25 protein-coding genes are annotated in these 26,643 nt (G+C 72.8%); 14 read left to right on the plus strand and 11 right to left on the minus strand.

The window, feature by feature from the left end:
* Positions 1 to 29: 29 nt before the first annotated feature.
* A complete protein-coding gene (locus ACYVJ0_RS05060) occupies positions 30 to 1,136 on the minus strand; it encodes a phosphate ABC transporter substrate-binding protein PstS (RefSeq protein WP_449855175.1) in 1,107 nt (368 codons plus the stop codon).
* Positions 1,137 to 1,371: 235 nt separating this feature from the next.
* Here ACYVJ0_RS05060 and ACYVJ0_RS05065 point away from each other — a divergent pair, with 235 nt between their 5' ends.
* On the plus strand, positions 1,372 to 1,854 hold the full coding sequence (locus tag ACYVJ0_RS05065) for a hypothetical protein (protein WP_460816415.1): 483 nt from the start codon (positions 1,372 to 1,374) through the stop codon (positions 1,852 to 1,854).
* Positions 1,855 to 1,867: 13 nt separating this feature from the next.
* On the opposite strand, the gene ACYVJ0_RS05070 is transcribed toward ACYVJ0_RS05065, so the two are convergent.
* From ACYVJ0_RS05070 to ACYVJ0_RS05080, 3 genes are all read right to left on the minus strand, one after another.
* Entirely contained in the window at positions 1,868 to 2,806 is a 939-nt protein-coding gene (locus ACYVJ0_RS05070; RefSeq protein WP_460816417.1) for an NUDIX hydrolase, read from the minus strand.
* Positions 2,803 to 4,986, minus strand: coding sequence for an RNA degradosome polyphosphate kinase (locus ACYVJ0_RS05075; RefSeq protein ID WP_460816418.1), 2,184 nt, complete (start codon positions 4,984 to 4,986; stop codon positions 2,803 to 2,805). Before ACYVJ0_RS05075 ends, ACYVJ0_RS05070 begins: the two co-directional genes overlap by 4 nt.
* Before the next feature lie 63 nt (positions 4,987 to 5,049).
* Positions 5,050 to 5,751 (minus strand): response regulator transcription factor, encoded by a 702-nt coding sequence (locus ACYVJ0_RS05080; RefSeq protein WP_449855179.1) that lies wholly within the window; start codon positions 5,749 to 5,751, stop codon positions 5,050 to 5,052.
* 130 nt (positions 5,752 to 5,881) lie between these two features.
* Here ACYVJ0_RS05080 and ACYVJ0_RS05085 point away from each other — a divergent pair, with 130 nt between their 5' ends.
* The 4 genes from ACYVJ0_RS05085 to ACYVJ0_RS05100 all read left to right on the plus strand — a co-directional run bounded on the left by ACYVJ0_RS05085 (position 5,882) and on the right by ACYVJ0_RS05100 (position 9,686).
* Entirely contained in the window at positions 5,882 to 6,175 is a 294-nt protein-coding gene (locus ACYVJ0_RS05085) for a hypothetical protein (RefSeq protein ID WP_449855180.1), read from the plus strand.
* Between the two features lie 651 nt (positions 6,176 to 6,826).
* Positions 6,827 to 7,432, plus strand: coding sequence for a nitrobindin family protein (locus ACYVJ0_RS05090; protein ID WP_460816420.1), 606 nt, complete (start codon positions 6,827 to 6,829; stop codon positions 7,430 to 7,432).
* Positions 7,432 to 8,532, plus strand: coding sequence for a CAF17-like 4Fe-4S cluster assembly/insertion protein YgfZ (ygfZ, locus tag ACYVJ0_RS05095; RefSeq protein ID WP_449855160.1), 1,101 nt, complete (start codon positions 7,432 to 7,434; stop codon positions 8,530 to 8,532). Before ACYVJ0_RS05090 ends, ygfZ begins: the two co-directional genes overlap by 1 nt.
* A 47-nt stretch (positions 8,533 to 8,579) precedes the next feature.
* Positions 8,580 to 9,686, plus strand: a complete 1,107-nt coding sequence (locus ACYVJ0_RS05100) for an FUSC family protein (RefSeq protein WP_449855159.1) — start codon at positions 8,580 to 8,582, stop codon at positions 9,684 to 9,686.
* 30 nt (positions 9,687 to 9,716) lie between these two features.
* Here the strand turns inward: ACYVJ0_RS05100 and ACYVJ0_RS05105 are convergent, their stop codons facing one another.
* Positions 9,717 to 10,538: a methyltransferase domain-containing protein gene (locus ACYVJ0_RS05105; protein ID WP_460816422.1), complete on the minus strand. Its 822-nt coding sequence runs from the start codon at positions 10,536 to 10,538 to the stop codon at positions 9,717 to 9,719.
* Positions 10,539 to 10,609: 71 nt separating this feature from the next.
* On the opposite strand from ACYVJ0_RS05105, the gene ACYVJ0_RS05110 reads away from it, so the two are divergent.
* Positions 10,610 to 11,362: a phosphoglyceromutase gene (locus tag ACYVJ0_RS05110; protein WP_460816424.1), complete on the plus strand. Its 753-nt coding sequence runs from the start codon at positions 10,610 to 10,612 to the stop codon at positions 11,360 to 11,362.
* A gap of 69 nt (positions 11,363 to 11,431) precedes the next feature.
* Here ACYVJ0_RS05110 and phoU read toward each other — a convergent pair whose 3' ends face one another.
* Complete coding sequence (gene phoU / locus ACYVJ0_RS05115; protein ID WP_460816426.1) at positions 11,432 to 12,136, minus strand: phosphate signaling complex protein PhoU; 705 nt, start codon at positions 12,134 to 12,136, stop codon at positions 11,432 to 11,434.
* Between the two features lie 184 nt (positions 12,137 to 12,320).
* Here phoU and ACYVJ0_RS05120 point away from each other — a divergent pair, with 184 nt between their 5' ends.
* Entirely contained in the window at positions 12,321 to 13,517 is a 1,197-nt protein-coding gene (locus ACYVJ0_RS05120; RefSeq protein WP_449855155.1) for a sensor histidine kinase, read from the plus strand.
* Complete coding sequence (locus ACYVJ0_RS05125; RefSeq protein ID WP_449855154.1) at positions 13,514 to 14,200, plus strand: response regulator; 687 nt, start codon at positions 13,514 to 13,516, stop codon at positions 14,198 to 14,200. The genes ACYVJ0_RS05120 and ACYVJ0_RS05125 overlap by 4 nt, the downstream gene beginning before the upstream one ends.
* Positions 14,201 to 14,270: 70 nt before the next feature.
* Here the strand turns inward: ACYVJ0_RS05125 and ACYVJ0_RS05130 are convergent, their stop codons facing one another.
* Complete coding sequence (locus ACYVJ0_RS05130) at positions 14,271 to 14,738, minus strand: DNA modification methylase (RefSeq protein WP_460816428.1); 468 nt, start codon at positions 14,736 to 14,738, stop codon at positions 14,271 to 14,273.
* A 176-nt stretch (positions 14,739 to 14,914) separates the two neighbouring features.
* Here ACYVJ0_RS05130 and ACYVJ0_RS05135 point away from each other — a divergent pair, with 176 nt between their 5' ends.
* The gene (locus tag ACYVJ0_RS05135; RefSeq protein ID WP_261165933.1) at positions 14,915 to 15,397 is read left to right on the plus strand and encodes a CarD family transcriptional regulator; all 483 of its coding nucleotides are present in this window, start codon (positions 14,915 to 14,917) and stop codon (positions 15,395 to 15,397) included.
* 79 nt (positions 15,398 to 15,476) lie between these two features.
* Positions 15,477 to 16,739 carry a 2-C-methyl-D-erythritol 4-phosphate cytidylyltransferase gene (gene ispD, locus ACYVJ0_RS05140; protein ID WP_460816430.1) on the plus strand — a complete coding sequence of 421 codons (1,263 nt, stop codon included), beginning with the start codon at positions 15,477 to 15,479 and terminating at the stop codon, positions 16,737 to 16,739.
* 6 nt (positions 16,740 to 16,745) lie between these two features.
* Here ispD and ACYVJ0_RS05145 read toward each other — a convergent pair whose 3' ends face one another.
* The gene (locus tag ACYVJ0_RS05145) at positions 16,746 to 17,666 is read right to left on the minus strand and encodes a DMT family transporter (protein ID WP_460816432.1); all 921 of its coding nucleotides are present in this window, start codon (positions 17,664 to 17,666) and stop codon (positions 16,746 to 16,748) included.
* 86 nt (positions 17,667 to 17,752) lie between these two features.
* Between ACYVJ0_RS05145 and cysS the strand changes: the two genes are divergently transcribed.
* Together cysS and rlmB are read left to right on the plus strand one after the other, a co-directional pair.
* Positions 17,753 to 19,141 carry a cysteine--tRNA ligase gene (gene cysS, locus ACYVJ0_RS05150; protein WP_460816433.1) on the plus strand — a complete coding sequence of 463 codons (1,389 nt, stop codon included), beginning with the start codon at positions 17,753 to 17,755 and terminating at the stop codon, positions 19,139 to 19,141.
* Complete coding sequence (rlmB, locus tag ACYVJ0_RS05155) at positions 19,134 to 20,102, plus strand: 23S rRNA (guanosine(2251)-2'-O)-methyltransferase RlmB (RefSeq protein ID WP_460816435.1); 969 nt, start codon at positions 19,134 to 19,136, stop codon at positions 20,100 to 20,102. Before cysS ends, rlmB begins: the two co-directional genes overlap by 8 nt.
* A 92-nt stretch (positions 20,103 to 20,194) precedes the next feature.
* On the opposite strand, the gene ACYVJ0_RS05160 is transcribed toward rlmB, so the two are convergent.
* Positions 20,195 to 20,569, minus strand: a complete 375-nt coding sequence (locus ACYVJ0_RS05160) for a winged helix-turn-helix transcriptional regulator (protein WP_460816437.1) — start codon at positions 20,567 to 20,569, stop codon at positions 20,195 to 20,197.
* 64 nt (positions 20,570 to 20,633) lie between these two features.
* Here ACYVJ0_RS05160 and ACYVJ0_RS05165 point away from each other — a divergent pair, with 64 nt between their 5' ends.
* Positions 20,634 to 22,862 carry an LLM class flavin-dependent oxidoreductase gene (locus ACYVJ0_RS05165; RefSeq protein WP_460816438.1) on the plus strand — a complete coding sequence of 743 codons (2,229 nt, stop codon included), beginning with the start codon at positions 20,634 to 20,636 and terminating at the stop codon, positions 22,860 to 22,862.
* Between the two features lie 12 nt (positions 22,863 to 22,874).
* Here the strand turns inward: ACYVJ0_RS05165 and ACYVJ0_RS05170 are convergent, their stop codons facing one another.
* A complete protein-coding gene (locus ACYVJ0_RS05170) occupies positions 22,875 to 24,170 on the minus strand; it encodes a DUF4032 domain-containing protein (protein ID WP_449855146.1) in 1,296 nt (431 codons plus the stop codon).
* A 73-nt stretch (positions 24,171 to 24,243) separates the two neighbouring features.
* Complete coding sequence (locus tag ACYVJ0_RS05175) at positions 24,244 to 25,350, minus strand: ABC transporter ATP-binding protein (protein ID WP_460816440.1); 1,107 nt, start codon at positions 25,348 to 25,350, stop codon at positions 24,244 to 24,246.
* 256 nt (positions 25,351 to 25,606) lie between these two features.
* Here ACYVJ0_RS05175 and ACYVJ0_RS05180 point away from each other — a divergent pair, with 256 nt between their 5' ends.
* Complete coding sequence (locus tag ACYVJ0_RS05180) at positions 25,607 to 26,623, plus strand: DsbA family protein (protein ID WP_449855144.1); 1,017 nt, start codon at positions 25,607 to 25,609, stop codon at positions 26,621 to 26,623.
* Positions 26,624 to 26,643 lie beyond the last annotated feature (20 nt).

Raw genomic sequence — 26,643 nt, forward strand, 5'->3', positions numbered from 1 at the left:
GCACCGTTGCGGTCAAGCGATCGGTCGGATCACTCGGTGACGATGGCGTCGATCGCGGTCATGACCTGCTCGCGCAGGCCCTCCGAGATCGGCGCGTTGCCGGCGACCTCGGCCGAGGCCTCCTGGCCCTCCGCCGAGGCGACGTACTCGAAGTACGCCTTGACGAGCGTAGCGACCTCGGGGTCCTCGTACTCGACGCAGCCGATGAGGTAGCTCACCAGCGCGATCGGGTAGGACTCGGCCGGAGCCGAGGCCGGGTCGACGGCGAAGGCGAGGTCCTGGGCCTCGCGGCCCTCCTCGAGCGGCGAGGCCTCGACCAGGGCCGACGCGGCCTCGGCGGAGTACGCGACGTACTCGCCCTCGACCTCGACGGCGACCTGGCCCAGCTCGCCGGCCTGCGAGGCGTCGGCGAAGCCGATGTAGCCGTTGCCCTCGGTGATCGCGGAGACGACGCCCGAGGTGCCGTCGGCGGCCTCGCCACCGAGGTCGCTCGGCCACTCGTCGCTGGCCTCCCACGTCCACACGTCGGGAGCGGTCGACTCGAGGTACGTGGTGAAGGTCTCCTGCGTGCCCGAGGCGTCGGCACGGTGCACCGGCACGATGGCCAGGTCGGGCAGCTCGGCGTCGGGGTTCTGCTCGGCGATGGCCGGGTCGTTCCAGTTGGTGATCTGGCCGGCGAAGATGCCCGCGATCGTCGCGGCGTCGAGGTTCAGCGTGTCGATGCCCTCGAGGTTGAACGCGACGGCGACGGGGGAGATGTAGACGGGGATCTCGACGATCGAGTCCGTGGCGCACGAGCCGAAGCCGCCGGCGGCGATCTCCTCGGCGTTGAACGCGCGGTCGGAGCCGATGAAGTTCGACGAACCGGCCTGGAAGTTCTCGCGGCCCGTGCCCGAACCGGTCGAGGTGTAGTTGACGGTGGCGTCCGGGTTGATGCCCTGGAAGCCGGCGACCCAGGCCTGCTGAGCGGCCTCCTGCGACGACGCGCCGGTGGCCTCGATGGTGCCGCTGAGCGACGACTCGCTGGGGGTGCTGCCGCCGCCGGCGTTGTTCGGCTCGTTCGCGGCGCAGCCGGCGAGCGACAGAGCGGCGACCGCGCCGAGGGCGGCGATGCTCGAGAAACGGGTGATCTTCACTGTGTATCCGTTCGATCGGTGATCAGGGATGCCCTTCGGGACTTTCAGGGCACACCGAGACGCTAGGACCGTGTGCTTAAGAGACTGCGGTCTGCAGGTGAACGGAAGGTGAACAACCCTGGGCGCGCGCTTCATGGTCGTGATCTCCGTGTGATCTTCGCGCGGCGGCAGGCACGCGGGACATCCGTGACGTGGCCCGCTGTCGGATCGGTTCCCGCGTCAATATGCTCCCACCATGGCGAAGACGACCAAGCCGGAGCGCAAGGCGTTCGAGGCGCTCGACGAGGCGGCGCGTGCCGCGAAGAAGGCCGAGAAGGCCGCGAAGGACCTGTCGGGCAAGCGCGCGAAGAAGGTCGCGGCGCTCGCGGAGGCGGCGCGCGAGGTCGCGGAGACCGGGGCGAAGAAGGTGCGCAAGCACCCGAAGCGCGTGCGCGCGAAGGCCGAGGACGCCGTTGAGGCGCTCGAGAAGGCGGCGAAGAAGGCGCGCGCGAAGGCCGAGCGCGACGCCGAGGCCCCGCGCGCCGAGGCGGAGGCGCTCGCGGCGGTCCGGGGCCTCCCGAAGGACGACGCCCCGCAGGCGCCAGCCGTCGCGGCACCGGCGGACGGGGAGCTGGCAGGGCTCACGGTGGCCCAGCTGCGCGAGCGGGCGCGCGCGACCGGCCGGCCCGGCTACTCGCGGCTCACCAAGGCGGGGCTCATCGAGTTCCTCGGCGGCTGAACGCCCGGCGCGCTCAGACGGACGGCGCGTGCGTCTCGATCGCGGCGATGCCCGCCTCGGGCGCGCCGGCGTTGATGTGCGCGACCGAGAACGAGCCCGTGGCGAGCGCCGCGGCCTCGTCGAGGGCGGAGGTCCGCCTCGTCCCCGTCGCGCGGGCGAGCTCGTCGAGGACGACGGGCAGGACCGGACCGTGCGTGCAGAGCACCGCGGGCTTGCCCGACGCGAGTCGCTTGCCCACGATCGTGCGGACGTCGGCGAGGCCGTCCTCCCACGCGTCCTGACTGATCGCGTCGGTCTCGGTGATGCGCGTGTCGATCGCCCTCGCCAGCGGCGTGACGGTCTGCACGCATCGCGTGGCGGTGCTCGAGACGATCTTCTTCACGCCGAAGGCACGCAGGCCCCCGACCACGGCCTTCGCCTGCTCCCGGCCCTTGGGAAGGAGCGGCCGCAGGTAGTCGGCGCGCTCCCAGTCGCCGCGCGGCACCGCCTTGCCGTGTCGCAGGGCCACGACGGGGAAGGTCGCCCGCACGCCGTCGTCGAACAGCGTGAGGAAGGTCTCGAGGATCTCCTGGTCGACCGGATAGCTCAGCCGCGCCATGGCCTGCCGCGGCCCCGCCCACTCCACGGCCGAGATCTCGCGGTTCGGCACGAAGGTGCTCTCGCGGAGGGCGCGGTCCTTGGCGCGGATCGCCCAGTAGTGCACGACCTTCCGCCGGCCGCTGGCCAGCGTGTAGTTCGACACGCCCAGCGGCACCCCGAGCGCCGCGCGGACACCCGTCTCCTCGTGGACCTCGCGCGCCGCCGTCTGCGCGAGCATCTCGCCGGGCTCGACCTTGCCTTTCGGCAGCGTGACGTCGCGGTACTTCGTGCGATGCACGAGAGCCACGCGCAGTCGGCCGTCCGCGACGCGCCAGAGCACGCCGCCGGCGGCGTAGACAGCCCGTTCGGTCACCGCGTCGCCCTCGGCTGCCGCCGCCGCCGGATGATGTTCATGGTGCGGTCCTGCAGGTCGAGCAGCGGGCGACCGTCGGCGTCGCGGTGGTGCCGGGTCCAGACCGCATCGGGCCCGAGGTGCCAGGTCGCGGTGCCGTCGTCCATCGCGAGATCGAAGAACGCCATGAGCTCGCGCACATGCTTGGGCGTGGTGACCTTCACGAGCGCCTCCACGCGGCGGTCGAGGTTGCGGTGCATCATGTCGGCGCTGCCGATGTAGACCTCGGGCGAGCCGTCGTTGTCGAACGCGAAGATGCGCGAGTGCTCCAGGTACCGGCCCAGCACGCTGCGGACCGTGATGTTGTCGGAGACGCCGGGCAGATCCACGCGCAGGCTGCAGATGCCGCGCACCCAGACCTCGACCTTCACACCTGCCTGGCTGGCGCGGTAGAGGGCGTCGATGATCTCCTCGTCCACCATCGAGTTGACCTTGATGCGCACCCGCGCCGGCTTGCCCGCCAGCGCGTGGCGGCGCTCGCGCTCGATGAGCTTCAGCAGACCCTTGCGCAGGTGCAGCGGTGCGACGAGCAGGCGCTTGAACTTCTTCTCGATCGCGTAGCCGCTCAGCTCGTTGAACAGGCGGGTCAGGTCGAGGCCGACCACGGGGTCGCACGTGAACAGGCCGAGGTCCTCGTAGATGCGGCTCGTCTTCGGGTTGTAGTTGCCGGTGCCCACGTGGCTGTAGTGGACGAGCTCGCCCTTCTCCTGGCGGATCACGAGGGCCGCCTTGCAGTGGGTCTTCAGGCCCACGAGGCCGTAGACGACGTGCACGCCGGCCTTCTCGAGCTGGCGCGCCCACTCGATGTTGTTCGCCTCGTCGAAGCGCGCCTTCACCTCGACGAGCGCGAGCACCTGCTTGCCGTTCTCGGCCGCGTCGATCAGCGCCTTCACGACCGGGCTGTCGCCCGAGGTGCGGTAGAGCGTCTGCTTGATCGCGAGCACGTGCGGATCGCGCGCCGCCTGCTCGAGGAAGGCCTGCACGCTCGTGGCGAAGGACTCGTAGGGGTGGTGCACGAGCACGTCGCCCTTGCGGATCGCGGCGAACACGTCGGCCCTGGCGTGCTTCGAGTCGGCGTCGAGCGGCTGCAGCGCGAGCGCCGTGACGGGCACGTGCTTCTTGTAGCGCAGGTCGGGGCGATCCAGCCTTCCCAGCTCGAACAGCGCGCGCAGGTCGAGCGGCGCCGGCAGGCGGTACACCTCCTGCTCGGAGATGTCGAGCTCGTCCAGCAGCAGCCGCAGCGTGACGTCGTCCATCTCCTCGGTGATCTCGAGACGGATCGGCGGACCGAAGCGGCGACGCAGCAGCTCCTCCTCGAGCGCCTGGATGAGGTTCTCGGACTCGTCCTCCTCGATCACCATGTCCTCGTTCCGCGTGAGGCGGAACGCGTGGTGATCCAGCACGTCCATGCCGGGGAAGAGGTCGCTGAGGTTCTCGGCGATGAGGTCCTCGAGCGGCAGCATGCGCACCCGCTCGCTGAGGGGATCGCGCTCGGGCACCCGCACGGTGCGCGGCAGCATGGGCGGCACCTTCAGGCGCGCGAACTCCTCGCGCCCGGTGCGGGCGTTCCGGATCCGGATCGCGAGGTTCAGCGACAGGCCCGAGATGTAGGGGAACGGGTGCGCGGGATCGACCGCCAGCGGCATGAGCACGGGGAACACCCGCGACTGGAAGTACTCGTACAGCTCGGCCTTCTCGTCGCCGTCGAGGTCGTCCCACGTCACGAGCGAGATGCCCTCGTCCGCCAGGGCCGGCTTGACCTGCTCGTGCCACACCGCGGCGTGCCGGGCCTGCAGCTCATGTGCCTTGTGGCTGATGCCCTCCAGCACTTTGGCCGGGGCCGTGCCGATGTTGCTCGGCACCGCCAGGCCCGTCACGATGCGGCGCTTGAGCCCCGCCACGCGCACCATGAAGAACTCGTCGAGGTTGCTCGCGAAGATCGCAAGGAAGTTGGCGCGCTCCAGCAGCGGCACGTCCGGGTCCTCGGCCAGCTCCAGCACGCGCTGGTTGAACGCGAGCCAGCTCAGCTCGCGGTCGGTGTAGCGGCCGTCGGGCAGGTCGGACTCGTCGAACTCGACGAGCTCGTCGAAGTCGTCGTCCGCGTCGCCCAGACCGGTGTCCACGATGGTCGTGTCGCTCATCCCCCCATCCTGGCACTGCGCGGTTTCCCGGAGGTGAACGGAACGGAGCGTGTCAGCGCGCGGTCAGCGCTGCGTCGCCTCCGCCTTGGCGGGCGGCAGCTGGTCGTCCTCGTACACGTTGAAGCGGTACCCCACGTTGCGCACCGTGCCGATCAGCTGCTCGAGGTCGCCGAGCTTGGCGCGCAGCCGCCGCACGTGCACGTCGACCGTGCGCGTGCCGCCGAAGTAGTCGTAGCCCCACACCTCGCTCAGCAGCTGCTCGCGCGTGAACACCCGCGAGGGGTGCGTCGCGAAGAAGTGCAGCAGCTGGAACTCCTTGTAGGTGAGGTCGAGCGGCTTGCCGTGCACCTTCGCCGAGTACGACGACTCGTCGATCGTGATGCCGGAGGTCTGCACGCGCCCCGACGGCTGCTCCGTCGTCTGGCGCCCCACCGCGAGTCGCACGCGCGCATCGACCTCGGCCGGCCCGGCCGTCGACAGGATCACGTCGTCCACGCCCCAGTCGCTCGAGACGGCGGTGAGCCCGCCCTCCGTGACGACGAGGATCAGCGGGGCGTCAAGTCCCGTCGTGTTGAGGATCTTGCACAGCGATTTCGCACCCACGAGGTCGATGCGCGCGTCGACGAAGATCACGTCGGCGTTCGGGGCGTTCACCAGCTGCGCCGGCTCGGCGGGGATCTGGCGCACCCGGTGGCTCAGCAGCTCGAGGGCGGGCAGGACCGCTCCGCCGCCTTGGGCGGAACTCAACATGAGCAGCTGGGCCAAGCGAACGTCCTTTCCGGGCGGCGGGGTCCCGCGCCGGGTGCACCCATAATAGGCCGTCCTGAAAGCGGCCTGTGACGACGCTGCGCCTTGCCGCACCGGCCCGGTCGGCGGATGCGAGAGAATGGGGTGCATGACGACGCCCGCGCTCGCCCCCCGCTCGCCCGTCGGCGCGCTCGCGATCACGTGGGTCTTCGCCGTGCTGGCCTCCGTGGCCGTCGGACTGTTCGTCCCCTACGACCTGCGCTTCGCATGGATGGCGATCGCCGCCGGCGGCACGCTCATCGTGGCGTTCGTGGCGAACCTGTGGTCCGGCCGCGCCGAGGGCTTCATCGTGCGCACCGCCGGCTCGGTGCTCGGCGGCCTGCTGCTGATGGGCTTCATCTCCCTCGGCTTCGCGCTCGCGGCGATCGTGCCTTCTTTTTAGAAGAGACTGCGCGCGCTCGGGCACTGTTCTTTTCAGAAGCGTCTGCGCCGCTCGGGCACCCGCTGCGCGGGTGCCGCTCGCGTGCTCGCGCCGGCGCTTCCGCGCCGGCGAGGCGGCGCTTTGCGCCGCGGGACGGCCGCATTGGCGGCCGCACGCTCGCGCTTCGCGCTGTTTCTTTTCAGAAGCGTCTGCGCCGCTCGGGCACCCGCTGCGCGGGTGCCGCTCGCGTGCTCGCGCCGGCGCTTCCGCGCCGGCGAGGCGGCGCTTTGCGCCGCGGGGCGGCCGCATCGGCGGCCGCACGCTCGCTTCGCTCGCACCGTGATCGGTTTCTGTTGAGCTGTGCCTCATCGGTTGCTGAACGGAGCGCCGCAGGCGCGGAGATGAAGCGACCAGCGCAACGGTCGTCGTCCGGGCGGCGCAACGGGGCGGCGGGCGGGACGGAGTAGAGTGGGGGCATGGATCTCGTCGCCCTCGAACTGTTCTTCGTCGGACTGCTCGGTCTCGCGAGCCTGGCGATCGCGTTCATCTCGGGCGCGGTCATTGTGAACCTCTTCCGCGGCCAGCGCTGACCCGCCGCCGGTCCGCGCGGCGCCGATCCGGCGCCCCGGAGCCGGCCCCGCGCCGTGCCTGGGCGGATACGCTGGAGGCACCATGATCGAGATCCCGACCGACCTTCCGGCGGACATCGTCCCGCTGTCCTGGCTCCTCGGCGTGTGGGAGGGAAGCGGCGTCATCGACTACGCCGTCGGTGACACGCGCTACCAGGGCGAGTTCACGCACCGCGTCAGCTTCAGCCACGACGGCGGCGGCTACCTCAACTACTCGGCCACCGCGATGCTCGCCGCCGACGGCGACCGCCCCTCGCAGCGGCTGAACGCCGAGACCGGGTTCTGGCGCCTCGCGCGCCCCGCCGTCGCGGCCGACGCCGGCCCCGCCCTGCTGCCCGCGCTCGAGGACGCCGCGCCGCGCACGGCCGACGACGTCGAGACCCTGCGCAACGCCGAGGGCGGATTCGACATCGAGGTGTCGCTCGTGCACTCCGACGGCGTGAGCGAGCTCTACGTCGGCGAGGTCAAGGGCCCGCGGATCGACCTCGGCACCGACGCCGTGATGCGCTCCGCCAGCACGAAGACCTACGCGGCGGCCACGCGCATGTACGGCCTCGTCGACGGCCACTTGCTGTGGGCGTGGGACATCGCGGCGCTGGGGCGCGAGCTCGGCTCGCACGCCTCGGCGCGACTGGCCAAGGTGCAGTGATGGACGAAGGTGCCGCCGTCGACCCGCTGCGCGCCGGGATCGCCGAGCACGCGCCCGAGTGGGTGCGCACGCACTACGGCGATCCGATGCGCGAACAGCGCACCCTCGCGCGCGGCGAGGCGGCCGCGCCGCTCGGCGACCGCGCCGTCGTGGGCGTCTCGGGCGAGGACCGCCTGAGCTGGCTCGACTCCATCACCTCGCAGCAGGTGGCGGCCCTCGCGCCGGGGCAGAGCACCGAGCTGCTGATCCTCGACCCGCAGGGCCGGATCGAGCACGCCGCCGCCGTCGTGGACGACGGTGCGACGACGTGGCTCATCGCCGACGCCCCCGACGCCCCCGGCCTCGCGAAGTGGCTGACCATGATGCGCTTCCGCTCGCGCGTGCAGGTCGCCGCCCGCGACGACCTGCTCGTCGTCGGATACGTGCCGGGCGGATCCGCCGAGTCGGCGATCCGCGAGGCGGCGGACATCGTGTGGACGGATCCGTGGGGCGGCGTGACGCCGGGCGGATGGCAGTACGCCGCCGTCGCCGAGCACCCCGGCGCCGAGCGCGCGTGGTGCGAGGCGCTCGTGCCGATCAACGGGGCCGAGGCCGTGCGCGCGCTGCCGCTGGCCGGCACGATCGCCGCCGATGCGCTGCGCGTGGCCGCGTGGCGCCCGCGCTGGAACGGCGAGGCCGACGAGCGCGCGATCCCGCACGAGGCCGACTGGCTGCGCACGGCGGTGCACCTGAGCAAGGGCTGCTACCGCGGCCAGGAGACCGTGGCGAAGGTGCACAACCTCGGCCACCCGCCGCGCCGCCTCGTGATGCTGCACCTCGACGGCTCCGACAGCGTGCTGCCCGCGCCGGGCTCCACCGTGTTCACGGGCGAGACCGAGGCCGGGCGCGTCACGTCCTCGGCGCTGCACCATGAGCTCGGCCCCATCGCGCTCGCGCTCGTCTCGCGCCGCACGCCCGGCGACGCGGCGCTGGAGGTCGAGGCCGAGGGCGTCCGGATCGCCGCGGCGCAGGAGATCATCGTCCCGGCGGACGCGGGTGCCACCGCCGACGTGCCGCGCCTCACGCGCCTGTCGCGGCGGCCGCTCGCGCAGGACCGCTGAGCGCCGCGCGACACCGCCCCGTCACACGCGGCCGATAGCCTCGAGACGTGGCCGAATCCGATCCGCTCACCCAGGTCGTGCCCGCGCGGTGGCACTCCGGCTACCGGCCGCGGGCGGGCCTCGTGCGGCTGCGGGACTCGTGGGCCGCGATCACGCAGATCGTGGCGGCCACGACGGCCGCGTTCGTGCTCGCGCACGTCCTGTTCGGCCACGAGACGCCGCTGCTCGCCGCGACCGTGACGATCTCGAGCCTCGGGCTGCTGCGCGACGCGCGGCCGTCGAAGGTGCTGCAGACGGTCGCCGGCATGCTCACGGGCATCGCGATCGCCGAGGTGCTGCTGCTCGCCCTCGGCCCCGGATGGTGGCAGCTGGCGATCGCGCTGGCGGTCACGCTCACCGTCGGCCGGTTCCTGTCGCCGTCGCCGCAGTTCCCGATCTCGGCCGCCGTGCAGACGGCGATCGCGTTCATGCTGCCGCTCGGCCAGTACCCGGGCGAGCGGCTGCTCGACGGCGCGATCGGCGGGGCGCTGGCGTTGATCGTGACCTCGCTGCTGCCGCGCAACCCGATGCGGGCGGTGGTGCGCGACGCGCGCGAGGTGTTCGACGGCTTCGACCGGGCGCTCGCGCGGGTGGTGCAGGGGCTGCGCCGCGGCGACCGGCTGCGCGCCGAGCGCGGCCTGGCGCGGGCGCGCGAGCTGCAGCAGCCCGTGCAGGTGTGGGCGTCGTCGCTCGAGTCGGGGCAGGCCATCTCGCGCATGTCGCCGTTCCTGCGCGGCCGGCGGCAGGAGCTGGCACGGCTGCAGGCCATGCAGCAGGCGATGGATCTCGCCACGCGCAACCTGCGGGTCGTGGCGCGCCGCGTGCACTACGCCGTCGACGACGGCGAGCCGCGGCCCGAGCTGGCCGACGTGCTCGCCTCCGTGCAGCGCGCCGCCGCGCTCGTGTCGACGGCGGTGGACGATCCGGATCGCGACGGCGAGGCGCGGGCGGCGCTGCGCGAGATCGCCGCCACCCTCGATCCCGCCGCCCTGCTGCCGCGGGCACGGCTGGGCGACCAGAACGTCGTGGCCTCGCTGCGGCCCATGGTGGTCGACCTGCTCGTCGCCGCGGGCGAGCCGCGCGACGCCGCGGCACGGGCCCTCCCGCGCGTGTGACGGCGGCCGGGGCGACCGCGCGTGTGAGCCTCAGGCGGGCGCGACCGCGCTCCACGGCACGGTGAGCTCGCCGAGGCGCCAGCGGGCGCGCGTGCCCTCGACCGGCCAGCCCGCCGCCCGCAGCGCCGCCGCCATCGCGAGCCAGCGCTGCACCGGCCCGAACACCGCGTGGCCGGCGGCGCGCTCCCACTCGGCGTCGAGCGCCGCGAGCCAGGCGTGCACGCGCTCGCCCGGCACGTTGCGGTGGATGAGCGCCTTCGGCAGGCGCTCGGCGACGACCGAGGGGCGCTCCAGCCCGCGCAGCCGCAGCGAGACCGTGAATCGCAGCGGGCGCCCGTCGGCCGCGACGTCGACCCACGAGGCCACGCGCCCGTTCTCGTCGCACGTGCCCTCGACGAGCACGCCGCCCGGCGCGAGTCGCGCGGCCATCTGCGCCCACGCGGCGGGCACGTCGGCCTCGTCGTACTGCCGCAGCACGTTGAAGGCGCGGATGACGGCGGGTCGCCGCGGGGCCGGCACCTCGAAGCCGCCGCGCGCGAAGACGACGCGCGCGGCGGGGGAGAAGATCGTCTCGCCGCGGCGCGTGCGCTCCAGCTGCCCTCGGGCGGTCGTCACGCGCTCGGGGTCGAGCTCGAGGCCGAGCACGTCCGCCCCCGTCCCGGCGCGGTGCAGGCGCGCCTCGAGCTCGAGGGTCGTGACGCCGTTGGCGCCGTAGCCCAGGTCGACGACGAGCGGGTCGGGCGCGGCGCGCAGCGCCGGCAGCTGCGCGATCCAGCGGTCGACGCGGCGCAGCCGGTTCGTGCCGGTGGTGCCGCGGGTCGGGCGACCGATCACCTGAGTCCCCGCGCGCACCGCACCATCCTGCCCAGTCGTCGGTGAACGGAAGCCGAACGGGCGGGTGTGCGACGGCCTCACGGCCTAGCATGGGCATCATGACGTACACGCTGATCCTGCTCCGCCACGGGCAGAGCGAATGGAACGAGAAGAACCTCTTCACCGGATGGGTGGACGTGCGCCTGACGGAGAAGGGCCGGGCCGAGGCGCGGCGCGGCGGCGAGCTTCTCAAGGAGCAGGGCGTGCTGCCGGACATCCTGCACACGTCGGTGCTGAGCCGCGCGATCCAGACCGCCGACATCGCCCTCGACGCGGCCGACCGCCTCTGGATCCCCGTGAAGCGGTCGTGGCGCCTGAACGAGCGTCACTACGGCGCGCTGCAGGGCAAGGACAAGGCGCAGACGCTCGCCGAGTTCGGCGAGGAGAAGTTCATGGAGTGGCGCCGCTCGTTCGACGTGCCGCCGCCTGCGATCGACCCGGCCGACGAGTACGCGCAGACCGACGACCCCCGCTACCAGGGCATCGACGGCGAGCTGCCGGCGACCGAGTCGCTCAAGATCGTCATCGACCGCATGCTGCCGTACTGGGAGGGCGAGATCGTGCCCGACCTGCGCGCCGGCAAGACGGTCATGGTCGCGGCGCACGGCAACTCGCTGCGCGGCCTCGTGAAGCACCTCGACGGGATCGGCGACGACGAGATCGCCGCGCTGAACATCCCCACCGGCATCCCGCTCGTCTACGAGCTGGGCGAGGACATGAAGCCCACCGGTCCCGGCCGCTACCTCGACCCCGAGGCCGCCGCCGCCGGTGCCGCCGCCGTGGCGGCGCAGGGCAAGAAGTAGCACCCGGCCCCGCAACGCGGAAGGCGCCGCTCCCCGAGGGGGCGGCGCCTTCCGCGTTGCGGGCGGGGGTCAGGCCCCGGGCTGCTGCTGCTCGCCGCCGTCGCTCCAGTCGCCGGCGGCGAGGTCGCCCGAGCCGCTCCAGTCGCCGGTCGCGAGGTAGACCATCTTCTTGGCCACGCCGACCGCGTGGTCGGCGAAGCGCTCGTGGTAGCGGCTCGCCAGCGTGGCGTCGACGACAGCGGCGGTGTCGGCGGCGGTCTGCGCGCTGAGCACCTTCTCGAACACCGAGGCGTGCAGCTCGTCGATCTCGTCGTCGGCGTCGCGGATGGCCGCGGCGATCGCGACGTCCTGCGTGCGCAGCAGCTCGGTGAGCTGGCGCGCGACCTCGACGTCGCGGGCGCCCATCTGCTCGAAGGTGCTCTTGAAGCCCTTCGGGATGGCGCGCTCCGGGTAGCGCATGCGGGCGAGCTGCGCGATGTGCTCGGCGAGGTCGCCCATGCGTTCCAGCGAGGCGCTCGTGCGCAGCGCGGCCACGACGATGCGCAGGTCGCGGGCGACCGGCTGCTGTATCGCGAGGATCTCGACCGCGAGCTCGTCGAGCGCGAGGGACTTCTCGTCGATCAGCGCGTCGCCCGCGATGACCTCCTCGGCGAGGGCGACGTCGCTCGTGCCGAACGCCTTGGTCGCCTTGTCGATTGCGACGGTGACGAGCTCCGCGATCTCGACCAGGCGCGACTGCACCTCTTCGAGGGACTGGTGGAAGACTTCGCGCATCGGTGGGGACCTTTCGTTCGGGTCGTGTGCCGGCACGCGCGGAGACCTCCGCATGCGCACCGCTCACGATTCTCGTCAGCGAAGGTTAACGGATGGTGACACGGCTGGGAACACTCGCCCGCGGGGTCACCGCCAGGTGCACATCCGGTGAACTCGTCGGCGCGGGGCGTTCTACGCTGTGGGCATGGATTCCACGCAGCTCGTGCTGCTCGCCCTGCTTCTGGGGGTGCTCATCGGCGGCGGGATCACGCTGCTGATCGTGTGGGCGATGCGCGTGCGCGAGCGGCTGATGCGCGAGCACCGCGGGGCGCTGCCCGAGGGCTTCACCGCCGTCCTGGCGGCCATGGACGAGGCGGCCGCGGTCGTGGACGCGTCGGGCACGGTCGTCGAGGTGTCACTGCCCGCCGGGGCGCTGGGCTTCCACGCGGGCACGCCGCTGGCCACCCAGGGCCTGCGCGACCTGCTCAAGACCGCGCGCGCGGCGGGCACGGCCGTGGAGTCCATGCGCCTGCGCACCGGATCGCTCAAGGGGCAGGAGCGGCTCATCTCGGCGCGGATGTCGCGCATCACCGAGCGCTGGTACCTGCTCATCGCGCGCGACCTGTCGGAGCGCGAGCGCCTGGAGCAGATGCGTCACGACTTCGTCGCCAACACGAGCCACGAGCTGAAGACCCCGGTCGGCGCGATCACGCTGCTGGCCGAGGCCATCGACTTCGCCGCCGACGAGCCCGACGAGGTGCGCCGCTTCGCCGCGCGGCTCACGGCCGAGGCCGAGCGGCTGGGCCAGCTGACGGGGCGCATCATGCACCTGTCGCGGCTGCAGGCCGCCGACGAGCTCACCGACATCGGCGACGTGGCGATCGACGAGGTCGTCACCGCCGCCGTCGAGTCCAACGCCGTGCAGGCCGACTCCGCGGGGGTCGAGCTCGTGCGCGGCGGCGACCGCGGCGTGTTCGTGCGCGGCGACGCGCAGATCCTCATCGAGGCCGTGGGCAACCTCATCGCCAACGCGATCGCCTACTCGCCGCGCGCCTCGCGCGTCGGGGTCGGCGTGCGCGCCGACGAGGAGGCCGTCGAGATCGCCGTGACCGACCAGGGCATCGGGATCTCCGAGGCCGACCAGGAGCGCATCTTCGAGCGCTTCTACCGTGCCGACCAGGCCCGCTCCCGCCGCACCGGCGGCACGGGGCTCGGCCTGTCGATCGTCAAGCACGCCATCTCGCGGCACGGCGGCGAGATCCGGCTGTGGTCCCAGCCCGACCGCGGCTCGACGTTCACCATCCGCCTGCCGCGGACGGACCCGCCGGCGCCCGATCCGGAGGCCCGCCCGACATCCCTCGCCCGCAAGCCGGGCCGTTCCCCCAAGAAGGAGAAAGCATGACTCGCGTGCTCCTCGTCGAAGACGAGCCGGACCTCGCCGATCCGCTGGCGTACCTGCTGCGCAGGGAGGGCTTCGAGGTCGAGATCGCGGAGGACGGCGATGCCGCGCTGACGGCGTTCCGCGAGCGTGGCGCCGACATCCTGCTGCTCGACCTGATGCTCCCCGGCATGCCCGGCACGGAGGTCTGCCGCCAGGTGCGCACGACGTCCGGCGTGCCGATCATCATGCTCACGGCCAAGGACAGTGAGATCGACATCGTCGTGGGCCTCGAGCTCGGCGCCGACGACTACGTGACCAAGCCCTACTCGGCCCGCGAGCTGCTCGCCCGCATGCGCGCCGTGCTGCGCCGCGCGCAGCAGGATGAAGCCGACCTCGAGGAGCGCGTGCTGCAGGGCGGGCGCGTGACGCTCGACATCGACCGGCACACGGTCGCGATCGACGGCGAGCCGATCAGCATGCCGCTGAAGGAGTTCGAGCTGCTCGAGGTGCTGATGCGCAACGCGGGCCGCGTGCTCACGCGCGGGCAGCTGATCGACCGCGTGTGGGGCAGCGACTACTTCGGCGACACGAAGACGCTCGACGTGCACATCAAGCGCATCCGCTCGCGGATCGAGGAGCATCCGAGCGAGCCGGTCATGCTCGTGACGGTGCGCGGCCTCGGCTACCGCTTCGAGGCGTCCTGACCGGATCGCGTGCCGGCACGAGAAAGGCGCCCCCGCTCTCGCGGTGGGCGCCTTCGTCGTGTGCGGCCGGTCACTCGGAGGGCGCGAGGCCCTCGAGGTACTCCAGCGTCTCGTCGAAGACCTGCACCTGCGTCTCGATCGGCTCGCCGCCGGCGTTGAACACGATCGGCATCGTCGCGCCGGCCGGGGTGTCGATGTTCTCGAGGAGCAGCGGCTCCTCGTCCACGCCCAGGCTGACGGTCGATTCGGCCGGCACGGTCAGCTCGCCCGCGCCGCCTCCCCAGTCGAGCGAGACGGACTCGCTCGCGTCGCTCGTGTTCACGATCGTCGCGACGAAGCCGCCGTCACGGCCGTCCTCGTCGGTCACGACGAGCGCGTTGAGGATCTCGACCGGCGAGTCCTCCGGCAGCGGCACGTTCACGCCGTCGGAGGGGGAGTAGTCGATGGTCGTCGCCTGCGGGGTGATGGCGGCGCAACCGGCCGTGCCGAGCACGACGAGGCCGCCGAGAGCGAGGGACGCGAGAGTGCGCGAGTTCACGGATCCTCCAGGTGGTGCGGGACAGCCGCCGGACGGCGGGCCCTGTCGTTCAGTCTAGAGGGTCGCGCGGAAGGCCCCGTCAGGATGGGGAGCTCGCGGGGCGCGGCTGGGAGCGGCGGAACCTTAGTGCATGCCGGGCTGTGATATCCTGAAGAACGCCGAAAGGATATAAATCTATGCTTTTTGAGGTTGGCGAGACCGTCGTCTACCCCCACCACGGGGCCGCGACGATCACCGAAGTCAAGACTCGCAAGATCAAGGGCGAAGAGAAGGTCTACCTCAAGCTGAACGTCACGCAGGGCGACCTCGTCATCGAGGTTCCCGCCGAGAACGTCGACCTGGTCGGCGTCCGCGACGTGATCGGCCAGGAGGGCCTCGACAAGGTCTTCGAGGTCCTGCGTGCCCCGTTCACCGAGGAGCCCACCAACTGGTCGCGCCGCTACAAGGCGAACCTGGAGAAGCTCGCGTCGGGCGACGTGATCAAGGTGAGCGAGGTCGTGCGCGACCTGTGGCGCCGTGACCAGGACCGCGGCCTCTCGGCCGGCGAGAAGCGCATGCTCGCCAAGGCCCGCCAGATCCTGACGAGCGAGCTCGCGCTCGCCGAGAAGATCGACGAGGAGAAGGCGGCCGCCCTCCTCGACGAGGTGCTCGCGTCCTGAGCCGTCGCGGTTCGCGCGAGACGCGATCCAGACCACACCGCCGGGTGTCCGCAAGGGCACCCGGCGGTACGTTTATGGGGTGACCGAAGTCCTCGCGCCGCGCATCGCGGTGATCGTCGTCGCCGCCGGATCGGGAACCCGCCTGGGTGCGGGCGCCCCCAAGGCGTTCGTGGGGCTCGATCGGCACACGATCCTGCGTCACGCGCTGCGCGGGGTGTTCGCCGGGCCTCTCGCCCAGGTCGTGGTCGTCGCGCCCGCCGATCGCGTGGGCGAGGCGCTCACCGACGCGACGGAGGCGGCCGGCGATCGCGCGCAGCTCGTGTCGGTCGTGCCGGGCGGCGCGACCCGCCAGGAGTCGGTCTCCGCGGGACTGGCGCGGGTGCTGCCGGGCATCGAGGTCGTGCTCGTGCACGACGCGGCGCGCGCGCTCACCCCGCCCGCCGTCTTCGACCGCGTGATCGACGCGATCGAGCGCACCGGCTGGGGAGCGGTGCCGGTGCTGCCCGTCATCGACACGATCAAGCGCGTGGAGGGCGAGCGGATCACCGGCGTGGTCGACCGCGCGCAGCTCGGCGCGGCGCAGACGCCGCAGGGGTTCCGCCGCGAGGTGCTGGATGCGGCGTACGCCGCCGCAGACGGCGAGTTCACCGACGACGCCGCGCTCGTGGCCGAGGCGGGGCATCCGCTCGCGGCCGTGGAGGGCGACGCCCTCGCCTTCAAGATCACCACGCCCGCCGATCTGGAGCGGGCGCGCGCGCTCGTGGCCGACTCGCCGGTGGAGCCGGTCGGCGGTGGCGGCATCGTGATGGGCGACGGCGCGACGGTCTCCGGAGCGTCGGGATCGTCGGACGCGGCTCCCGCGCTCGCGGCGCCGCGCGTGGGTCTGGGCACCGACGTCCACGCCTTCTCGGACGGCGGCACGCTCTGGCTCGCCGGCCTGGAGTGGCCGGGGGAGCCGGCGCTGGCGGGGCACTCGGACGGCGACGCCGTGGCGCACGCCGTCGTCGACGCGCTGCTGTCGGCGGCGGGCCTCGGCGACATCGGCTCGCGGTTCGGCACCGAGCGGCCGGAGTTCGCCGGCGCCCACGCCGACGCCTTCCTCGCCGAGACACACCGCCTCCTCGGCGAGGCCGGATGGACGATCGGAAACGTCGCGGTGCAGATGCAGGCGCAGCGCCCGCGCTTCGCCGCGCGCCGCGCCGAGGCGCAGGCGGCGCTGTCGCGCGCGCTGGGAGGCGCGCCGGTCTCCGTCTCGGCGACGACGACCGACGGCCTGGGCTTCACGGGCCGAGCCGAGGGCGTGCAGGCGCTCGCCGTCGCCCTGCTCCTGCCCGCCGCCTGATTCCGCTCAGGCCTCGAGGGGGATCGGGCTCGGGTCGCGGGGAGGGCGCGAGCCCCAGGCCAGCAGCGCGAGGCCGGCACCGAGCAGGATGAGGCCGGCGACGGCGAGCGGGGCCAGCTGCTCGCGCAGCACGACGAGCCCGAGAACGCTGGCCGTGAGCGGCTCGGCGAGCGTCAGGGTCGCCGCCGCGGCGGCGCTGAGACCGCCAAGCCCCCACGTGAACAGCGCGTAGGCGATCGTGACGGTGCCGATCCCGAGCCAGACCGCCATGACGAGACCGCGCGGATCGCCCAGCCACGACAGGTCGCCGCCGAGCAGCAGCGGGATCGCCAGCACGGCGGATCCGCCGCCCATCGCGCCGACCACCGTGAACGGGTGCCAGCCGTCGTCGAGCAGGCGGCGCTGCGCCACGGCGAGCACGGCGAACGAGGCGCCGGCGCCGATCGAGCCGAGCACGCCGAGCGGATCGGCCGCGACCCGGCCGCCGCCTCCCACGCCGAGCAGGATCACGCCGACCGTCGCGAGCCCGGTCGCGGACATCCAGGTGGCGCTCGGCACGCGGCGGTGCAGCACGCCCTCGATCACGCCGGCGATCACCGGCGCCGAGCCGAGCGCGATGACGGTCCCGGCGGCGACGCCGTTGCGGGCGGTGCCGAGGAAGAACAGCGGCTGGTACGCCGTGAGGCACACCGCGGTGACGGCCAGGAGCGCGGCCGGCCGCGCCGTGAGCCGTGGGCGAGCGTCGCCGGGCGAGCGGCGCCGCCGCAGCCACGCGGCAGCGGCCGTGAGCGCCGCGAGCACGGTGCCCCCGATGACGAGCCGCGACCCGCCGACCGTGAACGGCGTGGTGCCGTCCGGGCCCAGCGCCTGCGCCGTGCCCGTCGTGCCGAAGAGGACGGCGGCGGCGAGGACGGCGATCACGGGCACCACACCGTTCTATCCCACGCGTGCGACGGATGTGTGTCGCCGTGTCCCGACCGTAACGTTCAGCGCGCGGTCAGTAGTCTTGTGTGGTGACTCTCCGGCTCTACGACACGCGCGCCCAGGCGCTGCGCGACTTCGCGCCCCTCGACCCGGGGAACGTCACGATGTACGTCTGCGGGCCCACGGTCCAGTCCGGGCCGCACGTCGGCCACCTGCGGGGCGCGCTCGCATTCGACGTGCTGCGCGGCTGGCTCGAGTACCGGTACGGCCGCGTGACGTTCGTGCGCAACGTCACCGACATCGACGACAAGGTGCTCGCGAACGCGAGCGACGCCGAGCCCTGGTGGGCGCTCGCCTACCGCATGGAGCGGGAGTTCGACGCGGCATATGCCGCGATCGGCATCCAGCCGCCCACGTACGAGCCGCGCGCCACCGCCTCGATCCCGCAGATGCAGGAGCTGATCGCGGAGCTCATCGCGCGCGGCCACGCGTACGCCGCGGCGGGGGACGTGTACTTCGACGTGCGCTCGTGGCCCGAGTACGGCTCCCTCACCCGCCAATCGGTCGACGACATGGACGACGCCCCCGACGCCGATCCGCGCGGCAAGCGCGATCCGCACGACTTCGCGCTGTGGAAGGGCCGCAAGGCCGACGAGCCCGCCGACGCGTCGTGGGAGTCGCCGTGGGGCCCCGGCCGCCCCGGCTGGCACATCGAGTGCTCGGCGATGGCGCGGCGCTACCTCGGCGCCGAGTTCGACATCCACGGCGGCGGCCTCGACCTGCGCTTCCCGCACCACGAGAACGAGCTCGCGCAGTCGCACGCCGCGGGCGACCCGTTCGCCCGGTACTGGATCCATAACGGCCTCGTCACGGTCGAGGGCCAGAAGATGTCCAAGTCGCTCGGCAACTTCACGCTCGCGCGCGACCTGCTGGCCGCCCGCCCCCCGCACGTCGTGCGCTACGCGCTGCTGGCCGCGCACTACCGATCCAGCCTCGACGTGTCCGAGCGGGCGCTCGACGAGGCCGCGGCCGCGCTCGACCGGGTCCACGGCTTCCGCTCCCGGGCCGAGCGGGCCGGGATCGCCGCCGACGCGGGCGGACCGCTGCCGGCGGCGTTCGAGGCGGCCATGGACGACGACCTCGGGGTGCCGCAGGCGCTCGCCGTCGTGCACGAGACCGTGCGCGAGGGCAACACGGCCCTCGACGCGGGCGACGCGGCGGGCGTGTCCGGCGCGCTCGGCGGCGTCATCGGCATGCTGCGCATCCTGGGTCTCGACGCGCCGGCGCGCGAGGGTGGCGCATCGGGCGCCGCGGAGGCGACGCTCGACACCCTCATGACCACCCTCATCGCCCAGCGCGCCGAGGCGCGCGCGGCGAAGGACTGGGGCACCGCCGATCGGCTGCGCGACGCGTTCGCCGCCGCCGGCATCGCCCTCGAAGACACACCAGACGGCACACATTGGAGCATCGATGGCTAAGCCCGGACGCCCCGGCGCGAGCAGGGGCAAGAAGAAGGGTCCCACCAAGGGCACCGGCGGTCACAACCGCAAGTCGCTCGAGGGCCGCGGACCCACGCCCAAGGCGGAGGACCGCCCGTACCACAAGGCGCACAAGGCCAAGGCGCTCGCCGAGCGCGCCGCGGCGAAGCGGCCGGTCGCCGGTCGCACCCCGCAGCGCCGCCCGAACGACGACAACGAGTACGTCACGGGCCGCAACTCGGTGCTCGAGGCGCTTCGCGCCCGCATCCCCGCCACGACGTTCTACATCGCGCAGCGCGTGGAGATGGACGACCGCGTCAAGGAGATGCTGTCGATCGCCGACAAGCGCGAGATCCCCGTGCTCGAGGTGACGCGCCCCGAGCTCGACCGCATGGCCGGCTTCGACGGCGTGCACCAGGGCGTGGCGCTCAAGGTGCCGCCGTACGAGTACGCGCACCCGCAGGACCTGCTCGAGCGGATCGTCGACGCGGGGGAGACGCCGCTGCTCGTCGCGCTCGACGGCGTGACGGATCCGCGCAACCTCGGCGCGATCATCCGCTCGGCCGCCGCCTTCGGCGGCCAGGGCGTGATCCTGCCGCAGCGCCGCTCGGCGGGCGTGAACGCGGCGGCATGGAAGACGAGCGCGGGCGCCCTGGCGCGCATCCCCGTGGCGATGGCGTCGAACCTCACGAGCACCCTCAAGGACCTCAAGAAGCAGGGCGTGTTCGTGCTGGGGCTCGACGGCGACGGCGACGTGTCGCTGCCGGAGCTGCAGCTGGCCGACCGCCCGATCGTCGTCGTCGTGGGCAGCGAGGGCAAGGGCCTGTCGCGCCTCGTGACGGAGAACTGCGACCAGGTGGTGTCGATCCCGATCTCGGCGGCCACGGAGTCGCTCAACGCGGGCATCGCCGCCTCGGTCGCGCTCTACCAGATCGCCACCACCCGCGCCGCCCAGCAGTAGCGAACCGTCCCCTCGGTGAGACAGCATTCTCGCGCCGAGACAGCGTGCACGCGCCGCTGTCTCGGAGCGCAGCTGCTGTCTCGCGGGTCGGATCAGGCGGTCGCGGCGCGCTCGTCCGGGCGCGGCTCCCAGCGCTGGGCGTAGCGGGCGAGGGGCTGCATGGCCGTGAGCAGCTCGGCGCCGCGCGGCGTGAGGCCGTAGCGCACCGTGACCGGCGTGGTCGGCTCGACGGTGCGCGCCACGAGGCCGATCTGCTCCAGCTCGCGCAGCCGCACCGACAGCATGCGGTCGGACAGGCCGTCGACCATGCCGCGGATCTCGCGGAAGCGCGTGGCACCGCGGCCGATCGCGAGCAGGATCGCGCTGCTCCACCGGCGGCCGATGAGCTCGATCGTGGCGGTGGCCCTGCGGCACTCCTCATCGTCGATGAGGGGCCAGGCGGAGGACGAGCGCGCGGGAGAGGTCACCTACGAATAGTAAGCCGCTCACGGGGCTGTTGAGGTCGATCGGGCCAAGGCCGAGGCTGGAGGCATGCCCGACTATGGCCACCCCCTCCGCTTCGGCACCTTCATCACGCCCCGCAACGCGCCGCCCGAGCGCCCCGTCGAGCTCGCCGTGCGCTCCGAGAGCCTGGGCTTCGACCTCGTCACCTTCCAGGACCACCCCTACCAGCCCGGCTTCCACGACACGTGGACGCTGCTGACCTGGGTCGCCGCCCGCACCTCGCGCATCCACGTGTCCGGCAACGTGCTCAACCTCCCGCTGCGACCGCCGGCCGTGCTCGCGCGGTCCGCCGCGAGCCTCGACCTGCTCTCGGGCGGGCGCTTCGCCCTGGGCCTCGGCGCCGGCGGCTTCTGGGACGCCATCGAGGCGATGGGCGGGCGGCGCCTCACGCCTGGGCAGGGCGTCGACGCGCTGAGCGAGGCGATCGACATCGTCCGCGGCATCTGGGACGCGCACGGCCGCGGGCCGCTGCGCGCGGGCGGCGAGTGGCACCGCGTCGACGGCGCCAAGCGGGGGCCGGCTCCCGCCCACGAGATCCCGATCTGGCTCGGGGCCTACAAGCCGCGCATGCTGCGCCTGACCGGGCGGAAGGCGGACGGATGGCTGCCGAGCCTCGGCTACCTCGAGCCGGGAGCGCTCGCCGCGGGGAACCGCGCCGTGGACGCCGCCGCCGAGGACGCGGGACGCGACCCGCGCGAGATCACGCGGCTCCTCAACATTCCGCCGCAGGTGCCCGCCGAAGAGCTCACGAGGATGGTTCTCGAGGACGGCGTGAGCGTGTTCATCGTGGCCAGCGACGACCCCGCGACCCTGGAGCGCTTCGCCGGCGAGGTGGCGCCCGCCGTGCGCGAGGCGGTCGAACGCGAGCGCGGGGCACGGGGCGTCGTGACGACCGGTCGCGTCCGCGGCGCGGCCGCGCGATCGCTCCGCAAGCCGGGCATCGCGTACGACGACGTGCCCGCCTCGCTCGCCGATGTCGCGATCGAGCCGGGCGATGCCGCGTACGGGCGCTACCGGTCGACGTACCTGCGCGGCGCCGAGCCCGGCCTCGTCCTGGCGCCGCGCTCGGTCGACCAGCTGCGCGACGCCGTCGGCTTCGCGCGCGAGCACCGCGGCGTGCCGCTCGGCGTGCTGAGCGCCGGGCACGGCATCTCGGGCCGCTCGATCAACGACGGCGGCCTTGTGCTCGACGTGAGCGGCTTCGACGAGATCGCGCTGGTCGACGCCGCGACGGGGCGCGTGCGGATCGGGCCCGGTGCCCGCTGGGCGGATGTGGCGCGCGCGCTCGCCCCGCACGGCCTGGCGATCTCCAGCGGCGACTACGGCGGCGTGGGCGTCGGGGGACTGGCGACGGCGGGCGGCATCGGCTGGCTGGCGCGCGAGCACGGCCTGACGATCGACCGGATGCGCGCGGTGGACGTGATGCTGGCCGACGGCCGCCTCGTCCACGCGAGCGAGACCGAGGAGCCCGACCTGTTCTGGGCGATGCGCGGGGCCGGCGCGAACTTCGGCATCGCCGTGTCGTTCGAGTTCGACGCCGTGCGCGTGGGGCGGGTCGGCTTCGCGCAGCTCGTGTTCGAGGTCGACGACACCGCCCGCTTCCTGCAGGACTGGGGCGCGTACATCGAGGGGGCGGATCGCGCGGTCTCGGGCGAGGTGATCCTCTCGTCCGCCGGAGCGGGCGGCCGCCGCGCCGCCCAGGTGCTGCTCGTCGTCGACAGCGACGACCCCGAGCGGATCGTCGCCCATCTGCAGCCGATCGCGCAGCTGGCGCCCCTCGTCGATCAGTCCGTCGCCCTCATCTCGTACGACCAGCTCATGACGTCCTTCGCCTCGGACGGACCGCAGCAGGGCCGGGGCGAGCCCGTGTCGCGCTCCGGATTCGTGCGTCACCTCACGCCCGAGTTCGCCGCGGCGGCGCAGGAGATCCTGGATGCCGGAGCGAGCCACTTCTTCGCGATCCGCGCCGTCGGGGGAGCGGTCTCGGACGTGCCGGCCGACGCGACGGCGTATGGATGGCGCGACGCGGGGTTCTCGGTCGCGGCGTTCGGCTCGCCCCGCTCCGGGCTCGATGAGCGCTGGGGGCGGCTGGTGCCGTTCTTCGAGGGGCTGTACCTCAGCTTCGACTCGACCATGCCGCCGCCGGTGGATCGGGCGTTCCCGCCGGCCCACCTGCGCCGGCTGCGGGAGCTGAAGCGCCGCTACGACCCCACCGGCCTGTTCCGCGACAACTTCTTCATCGATCCCACGGCCTGATCGTCAGACGGATCAGACGGTGTCTCGCCAGTCGCGCTCGGGCGACATCGTGCCCTGCGGGGCCGTGACGGCCTCGGTGGGCGGGCCCATGATCGTGGCCTCGTCGCGGCGGTGGCGCAGCACGTTCTCGATGTAGCTCGAGAGGGTCTCGGCCAGCGGCACCCACTGCTCGCGCTGCTCGGAGATGAGCCAGCGATGCTCCAGCACCTGGTGGAACACCTCGGCCGGCTCGAGCTTGGCGCGCAGCTCGATGGGGATCGCGCGGACGACGGGCTCGAACACGCGCGTCAGCCACTCGTGGGCGGCGATCTCCTCCTCGTCCTCGCCCCGATCCGTGCGGACGCGGTACTCGTCGAGGTCGTTGAGCAGGCGGCGGGCCTGGTTCTCCTGCACGTCGAGGCCGGTCAGCCGCAGCAGGCGGCGCTGGTGGTGCCCCGCGTCGACGACTTTCGGGGTGATGGAGATGTGCGCGCCGTCCGGCGCCGTCTGGATGGCCATCTCCCCGATGTCGAAGCCGAGCTCGTTCAGGCGCCGCACGCGCTCGGTGATGCGCCACGACTCCGACATGTCGAACGACTCGGGCGCCGTCAGCTCGGCCCACAGCGAGCGGTACGCCGAGACGATGCCGTCCGCGATCCGGACCGCGTCGACATCCTCGTCGATCCGCCCGCTCGCGGCGAGATCCATGATCTCGCCGGCGATGTTCGTGCGCGCCAGGTCGAGGTCGTGCTCGCGCTGGCCCTCGCTCAGCTCCGTGCCCCCGGCGCCCTCGTGCAGCTCGGCCGTCTCGGCGTCGACGAGGTACGCGGCGAACGAGCCGGCGTCGCGGCGGAAGAGCGTGTTCGACAGCGAGACATCGCCCCAGTAGAAGCCCACGTTGTGCAGGCGCACGAGCAGCAGCGCCAGCGCGTCGACGAGGCGGGTGAGCGTGTCGGGGCGCAGCGTCTGCGTGAACAGCGCGCGGTAGGGCATCGAGAAGCTCAGGTGCGCGGTCACGAGTGCGGCGGGCAGCGGATCGCCGGAGGGCGTCGTGCGCCCGGCGATCACGGCGACGCGGCGCACGCAGGGGATGTCGAGCCGCTGCAGGGCGCCGAGCATCTCGTACTCGCGGCGCGCCATGTGCTCCGTCGTCTCCTTGACGGCGACGACCTGGCCCGACAGCTCGCTGAACCGCACCACGTGGCGCGAGATGCCCTTCGGCAGCCGCACGATGTGCTCGCGGGGCCACTCCTCGAGCGGCGTGCGCCAGGGCAGCGCGAGCAGCTGGGGGTCGATCTCGCTCGCCGTGATGCGGAGGGAATCGGGCATCGCCAGTCCTGTCAAGACGCCGCGACGCGGGCCGGCCATCGGGCCGGCCCGCGCCGTCGTGATTCGTTCCGGATCAGACCGACGCGGCGACCGCGGCCTCGGTCAGACGCGCGCCCGTCTCGATGTCGAACACGTGCACGTGGTGCGGCACCGGGGTGAGCGTGACCTTCTCGCCGGCGTTCGGGTGCGTGCGGCCGTCGACGCGCGCGACGATGTCGGTGCGCTTGCCCTCGATCTCCGAGTGGCCGTACAGGTAGCCGTCGGCGCCGAGCTCCTCGACGAGATCCACGATCACCTCGAGGCCCTCGCCGGTGGCCGGGCCCACCTGGATGTCCTCGGGGCGGACGCCGACCGTGACCTCGGAGCCGTGCGCCTTGGCGAGCGCCGCCGCCTCGACCGGCACGACCTTCGAACCGAAGCGGATGCCGCCCTCGGCGATGTCGGCCGGGAAGAGGTTCATGGCCGGCGAGCCGATGAAGCCCGCGACGAACACGTTCGTCGGCTTCTCGTAGAGGTCGCGCGGCGTGCCCACCTGCTGCAGGACGCCGTCCTTCAGCACGGCGATCCGGTCGCCCATCGTGAGCGCCTCGGTCTGGTCGTGCGTGACGTACACCGTGGTGACGCCCAGGCGGCGCTGGAGCGAGGCGATCTGCGTGCGGGTCTGGACGCGCAGCTTGGCGTCGAGGTTCGAGAGCGGCTCGTCCATGAGGAACACCTGCGGCTCGCGCACGATCGCGCGGCCCATCGCCACACGCTGACGCTGACCACCCGAGAGGGCCTTCGGCTTGCGGTTGAGGTACGGCTCGAGGTCGAGCAGCTTGGCCGCCTCCTGCACGCGCTTGGCGCGCTCGTCCTTGTTCACGCCGGCGATCTTGAGCGCGAAGCCCATGTTCTCCGCCACGGTCATGTGCGGGTACAGCGCGTAGTTCTGGAACACCATCGCGATGTCGCGGTCCTTCGGCGGCACATCGGTGACGTCGCGGTCGCCGATGAGGATGCGGCCGTCGTTGACCTCTTCGAGGCCGGCGAGCATGCGCAGCGAGGTGGACTTTCCGCAACCAGAGGGGCCGACCAGGACGAGGAACTCGCCGTCGCCGATCTCGAGGTCGAGCTTGTCGACCGCGGGGCGCGTGCCGCCCGGGTAGACGCGCGTGGCGTTGTCGAACGTGACGGATGCCATGTCATTTCTCCTTCACCGGCAGGTACGTGCCGGACGATCCGTAGTGAATGGAACGGCGAGCGTGCCCGCCGCGACCCGCCTTTGGGTCGCCCTCAGTATGGCATGCGGGCGTGTCGCCTGGGGAGAATCCGCGGCGGGCCAGGACGAGCGCGGCGCGATGCGGAGGCGGCCGGGGAGAGCCGGAGGAGCGCATTCCCAGGCCGCGGGACTATCCTCTGGAAGGTTGTGGAGGCCGCACCCGCGGCGAGGGAGGACCATGTCGAGCGACGAGACGTCGAACGCGCCGGCACCGGACGAGCGCCCGGACGGCGAGCCCGTCGACCCCGCCCAGGCGCCGGACGCTCGGGAGGCAGCCGAGACGCCCGCCGAGGTGAACCGCCGCGAGGCGCTGCGCGCGAAGGCGAAGCAGGTCTCCGCGCGGCAGACGCGACGGCGCCTGCTGACGCGCGCCGGCATCGGCGTGGGCGCGCTCGCCGTGGTCGCCGCGGCCGCGATCGCGATCACGAACACGGTCGTGCCCGAGGTGACCTCGGAGACCCGGGTCCCGGCCGGGTTCGTCGACGGCGGCTTCTCGGTGAACGGCCGCGACCTGTCCGCCATGATCGCCTCGGCTGAGGCGACGCCCACACCTACCCCCACGCCGACCGAGCAGGCGGAGCAGACGCCCGAGACCGAGCCGGTGCAGATCCGCGTCTACGTGGACTACCTCTCGGCCGAGTCGGGCGAGTTCGAGCGCGCCAACGCCGCGCGCCTGGCGCGCTGGGTGGAGGGCGGCACCGTCTCGCTCAGCTACCACCCCGTCGCGCTGCTGACCCCCAAGTCGAACGGCACCAAGTACTCGCAGCGTGCGGTCGCCGCGGCCGCGTGCGTCGCCACCCATGCGCCTGACGCCTTCCCGTCGTTCAACCACGCGCTGCTGCTCGACCAGCCCGAGCCGGGCACCGCGGGATACACGGACGAGCAGCTTGCCGACCTGGCGGTCGCGGCCGGCGCCGCCAACGAGCGCAACGTGCGCGAGTGCATCGAGCTGGCCCCGTACCTCGACTGGGCGCGCGAGACGACGGCCCAGGCGCTGGACGGATCGCTTCCCGGCACCGACGACGTGACGCTCACGGGTGCCCCGCTGATCCTCGTGGACGGCGAGGTGTACGTCGGGTCGCTCGACGATCCGGCCGAGTTCACGCAGTTCGTGCTCACGGTCGAGAGCGACGCCTACCTGTCGACGCCCACGCCCACCCCGACGCCGACCGAGAGCGCGACGCCGTCCGAGTGAGGCCGACGGCGGGCACCCTA

It is taken from the genome of Microbacterium petrolearium (genome assembly GCF_054782875.1).

Bases quoted from the DNA above. Each gene is read 5' to 3' on its own strand.
- ACYVJ0_RS05125 (WP_449855154.1), top strand. From the start codon at position 13,514: ATGACTCGCGTGCTCCTCGTCGAAGACGAGCCGGACCTCGCCGATCCG.
- rlmB (WP_460816435.1), top strand. From the start codon at position 19,134: ATGGCTAAGCCCGGACGCCCCGGCGCGAGCAGGGGCAAGAAGAAGGGT.
- ygfZ (WP_449855160.1), top strand. From the start codon at position 7,432: ATGGACGAAGGTGCCGCCGTCGACCCGCTGCGCGCCGGGATCGCCGAG.
- ACYVJ0_RS05180 (WP_449855144.1), top strand. From the start codon at position 25,607: ATGTCGAGCGACGAGACGTCGAACGCGCCGGCACCGGACGAGCGCCCG.
- ACYVJ0_RS05065 (WP_460816415.1), top strand. From the start codon at position 1,372: ATGGCGAAGACGACCAAGCCGGAGCGCAAGGCGTTCGAGGCGCTCGAC.
- ACYVJ0_RS05120 (WP_449855155.1), top strand. From the start codon at position 12,321: ATGGATTCCACGCAGCTCGTGCTGCTCGCCCTGCTTCTGGGGGTGCTC.
- ACYVJ0_RS05175 (WP_460816440.1), bottom strand. From the start codon at position 25,350: ATGGCATCCGTCACGTTCGACAACGCCACGCGCGTCTACCCGGGCGGC.
- ACYVJ0_RS05075 (WP_460816418.1), bottom strand. From the start codon at position 4,986: ATGAGCGACACGACCATCGTGGACACCGGTCTGGGCGACGCGGACGAC.
- ACYVJ0_RS05090 (WP_460816420.1), top strand. From the start codon at position 6,827: ATGATCGAGATCCCGACCGACCTTCCGGCGGACATCGTCCCGCTGTCC.
- ACYVJ0_RS05165 (WP_460816438.1), top strand. From the start codon at position 20,634: ATGCCCGACTATGGCCACCCCCTCCGCTTCGGCACCTTCATCACGCCC.
- ACYVJ0_RS05110 (WP_460816424.1), top strand. From the start codon at position 10,610: ATGGGCATCATGACGTACACGCTGATCCTGCTCCGCCACGGGCAGAGC.
- phoU (WP_460816426.1), bottom strand. From the start codon at position 12,136: ATGCGCGAAGTCTTCCACCAGTCCCTCGAAGAGGTGCAGTCGCGCCTG.
- ACYVJ0_RS05135 (WP_261165933.1), top strand. From the start codon at position 14,915: ATGCTTTTTGAGGTTGGCGAGACCGTCGTCTACCCCCACCACGGGGCC.
- ACYVJ0_RS05085 (WP_449855180.1), top strand. From the start codon at position 5,882: ATGACGACGCCCGCGCTCGCCCCCCGCTCGCCCGTCGGCGCGCTCGCG.
- ACYVJ0_RS05170 (WP_449855146.1), bottom strand. From the start codon at position 24,170: ATGCCCGATTCCCTCCGCATCACGGCGAGCGAGATCGACCCCCAGCTG.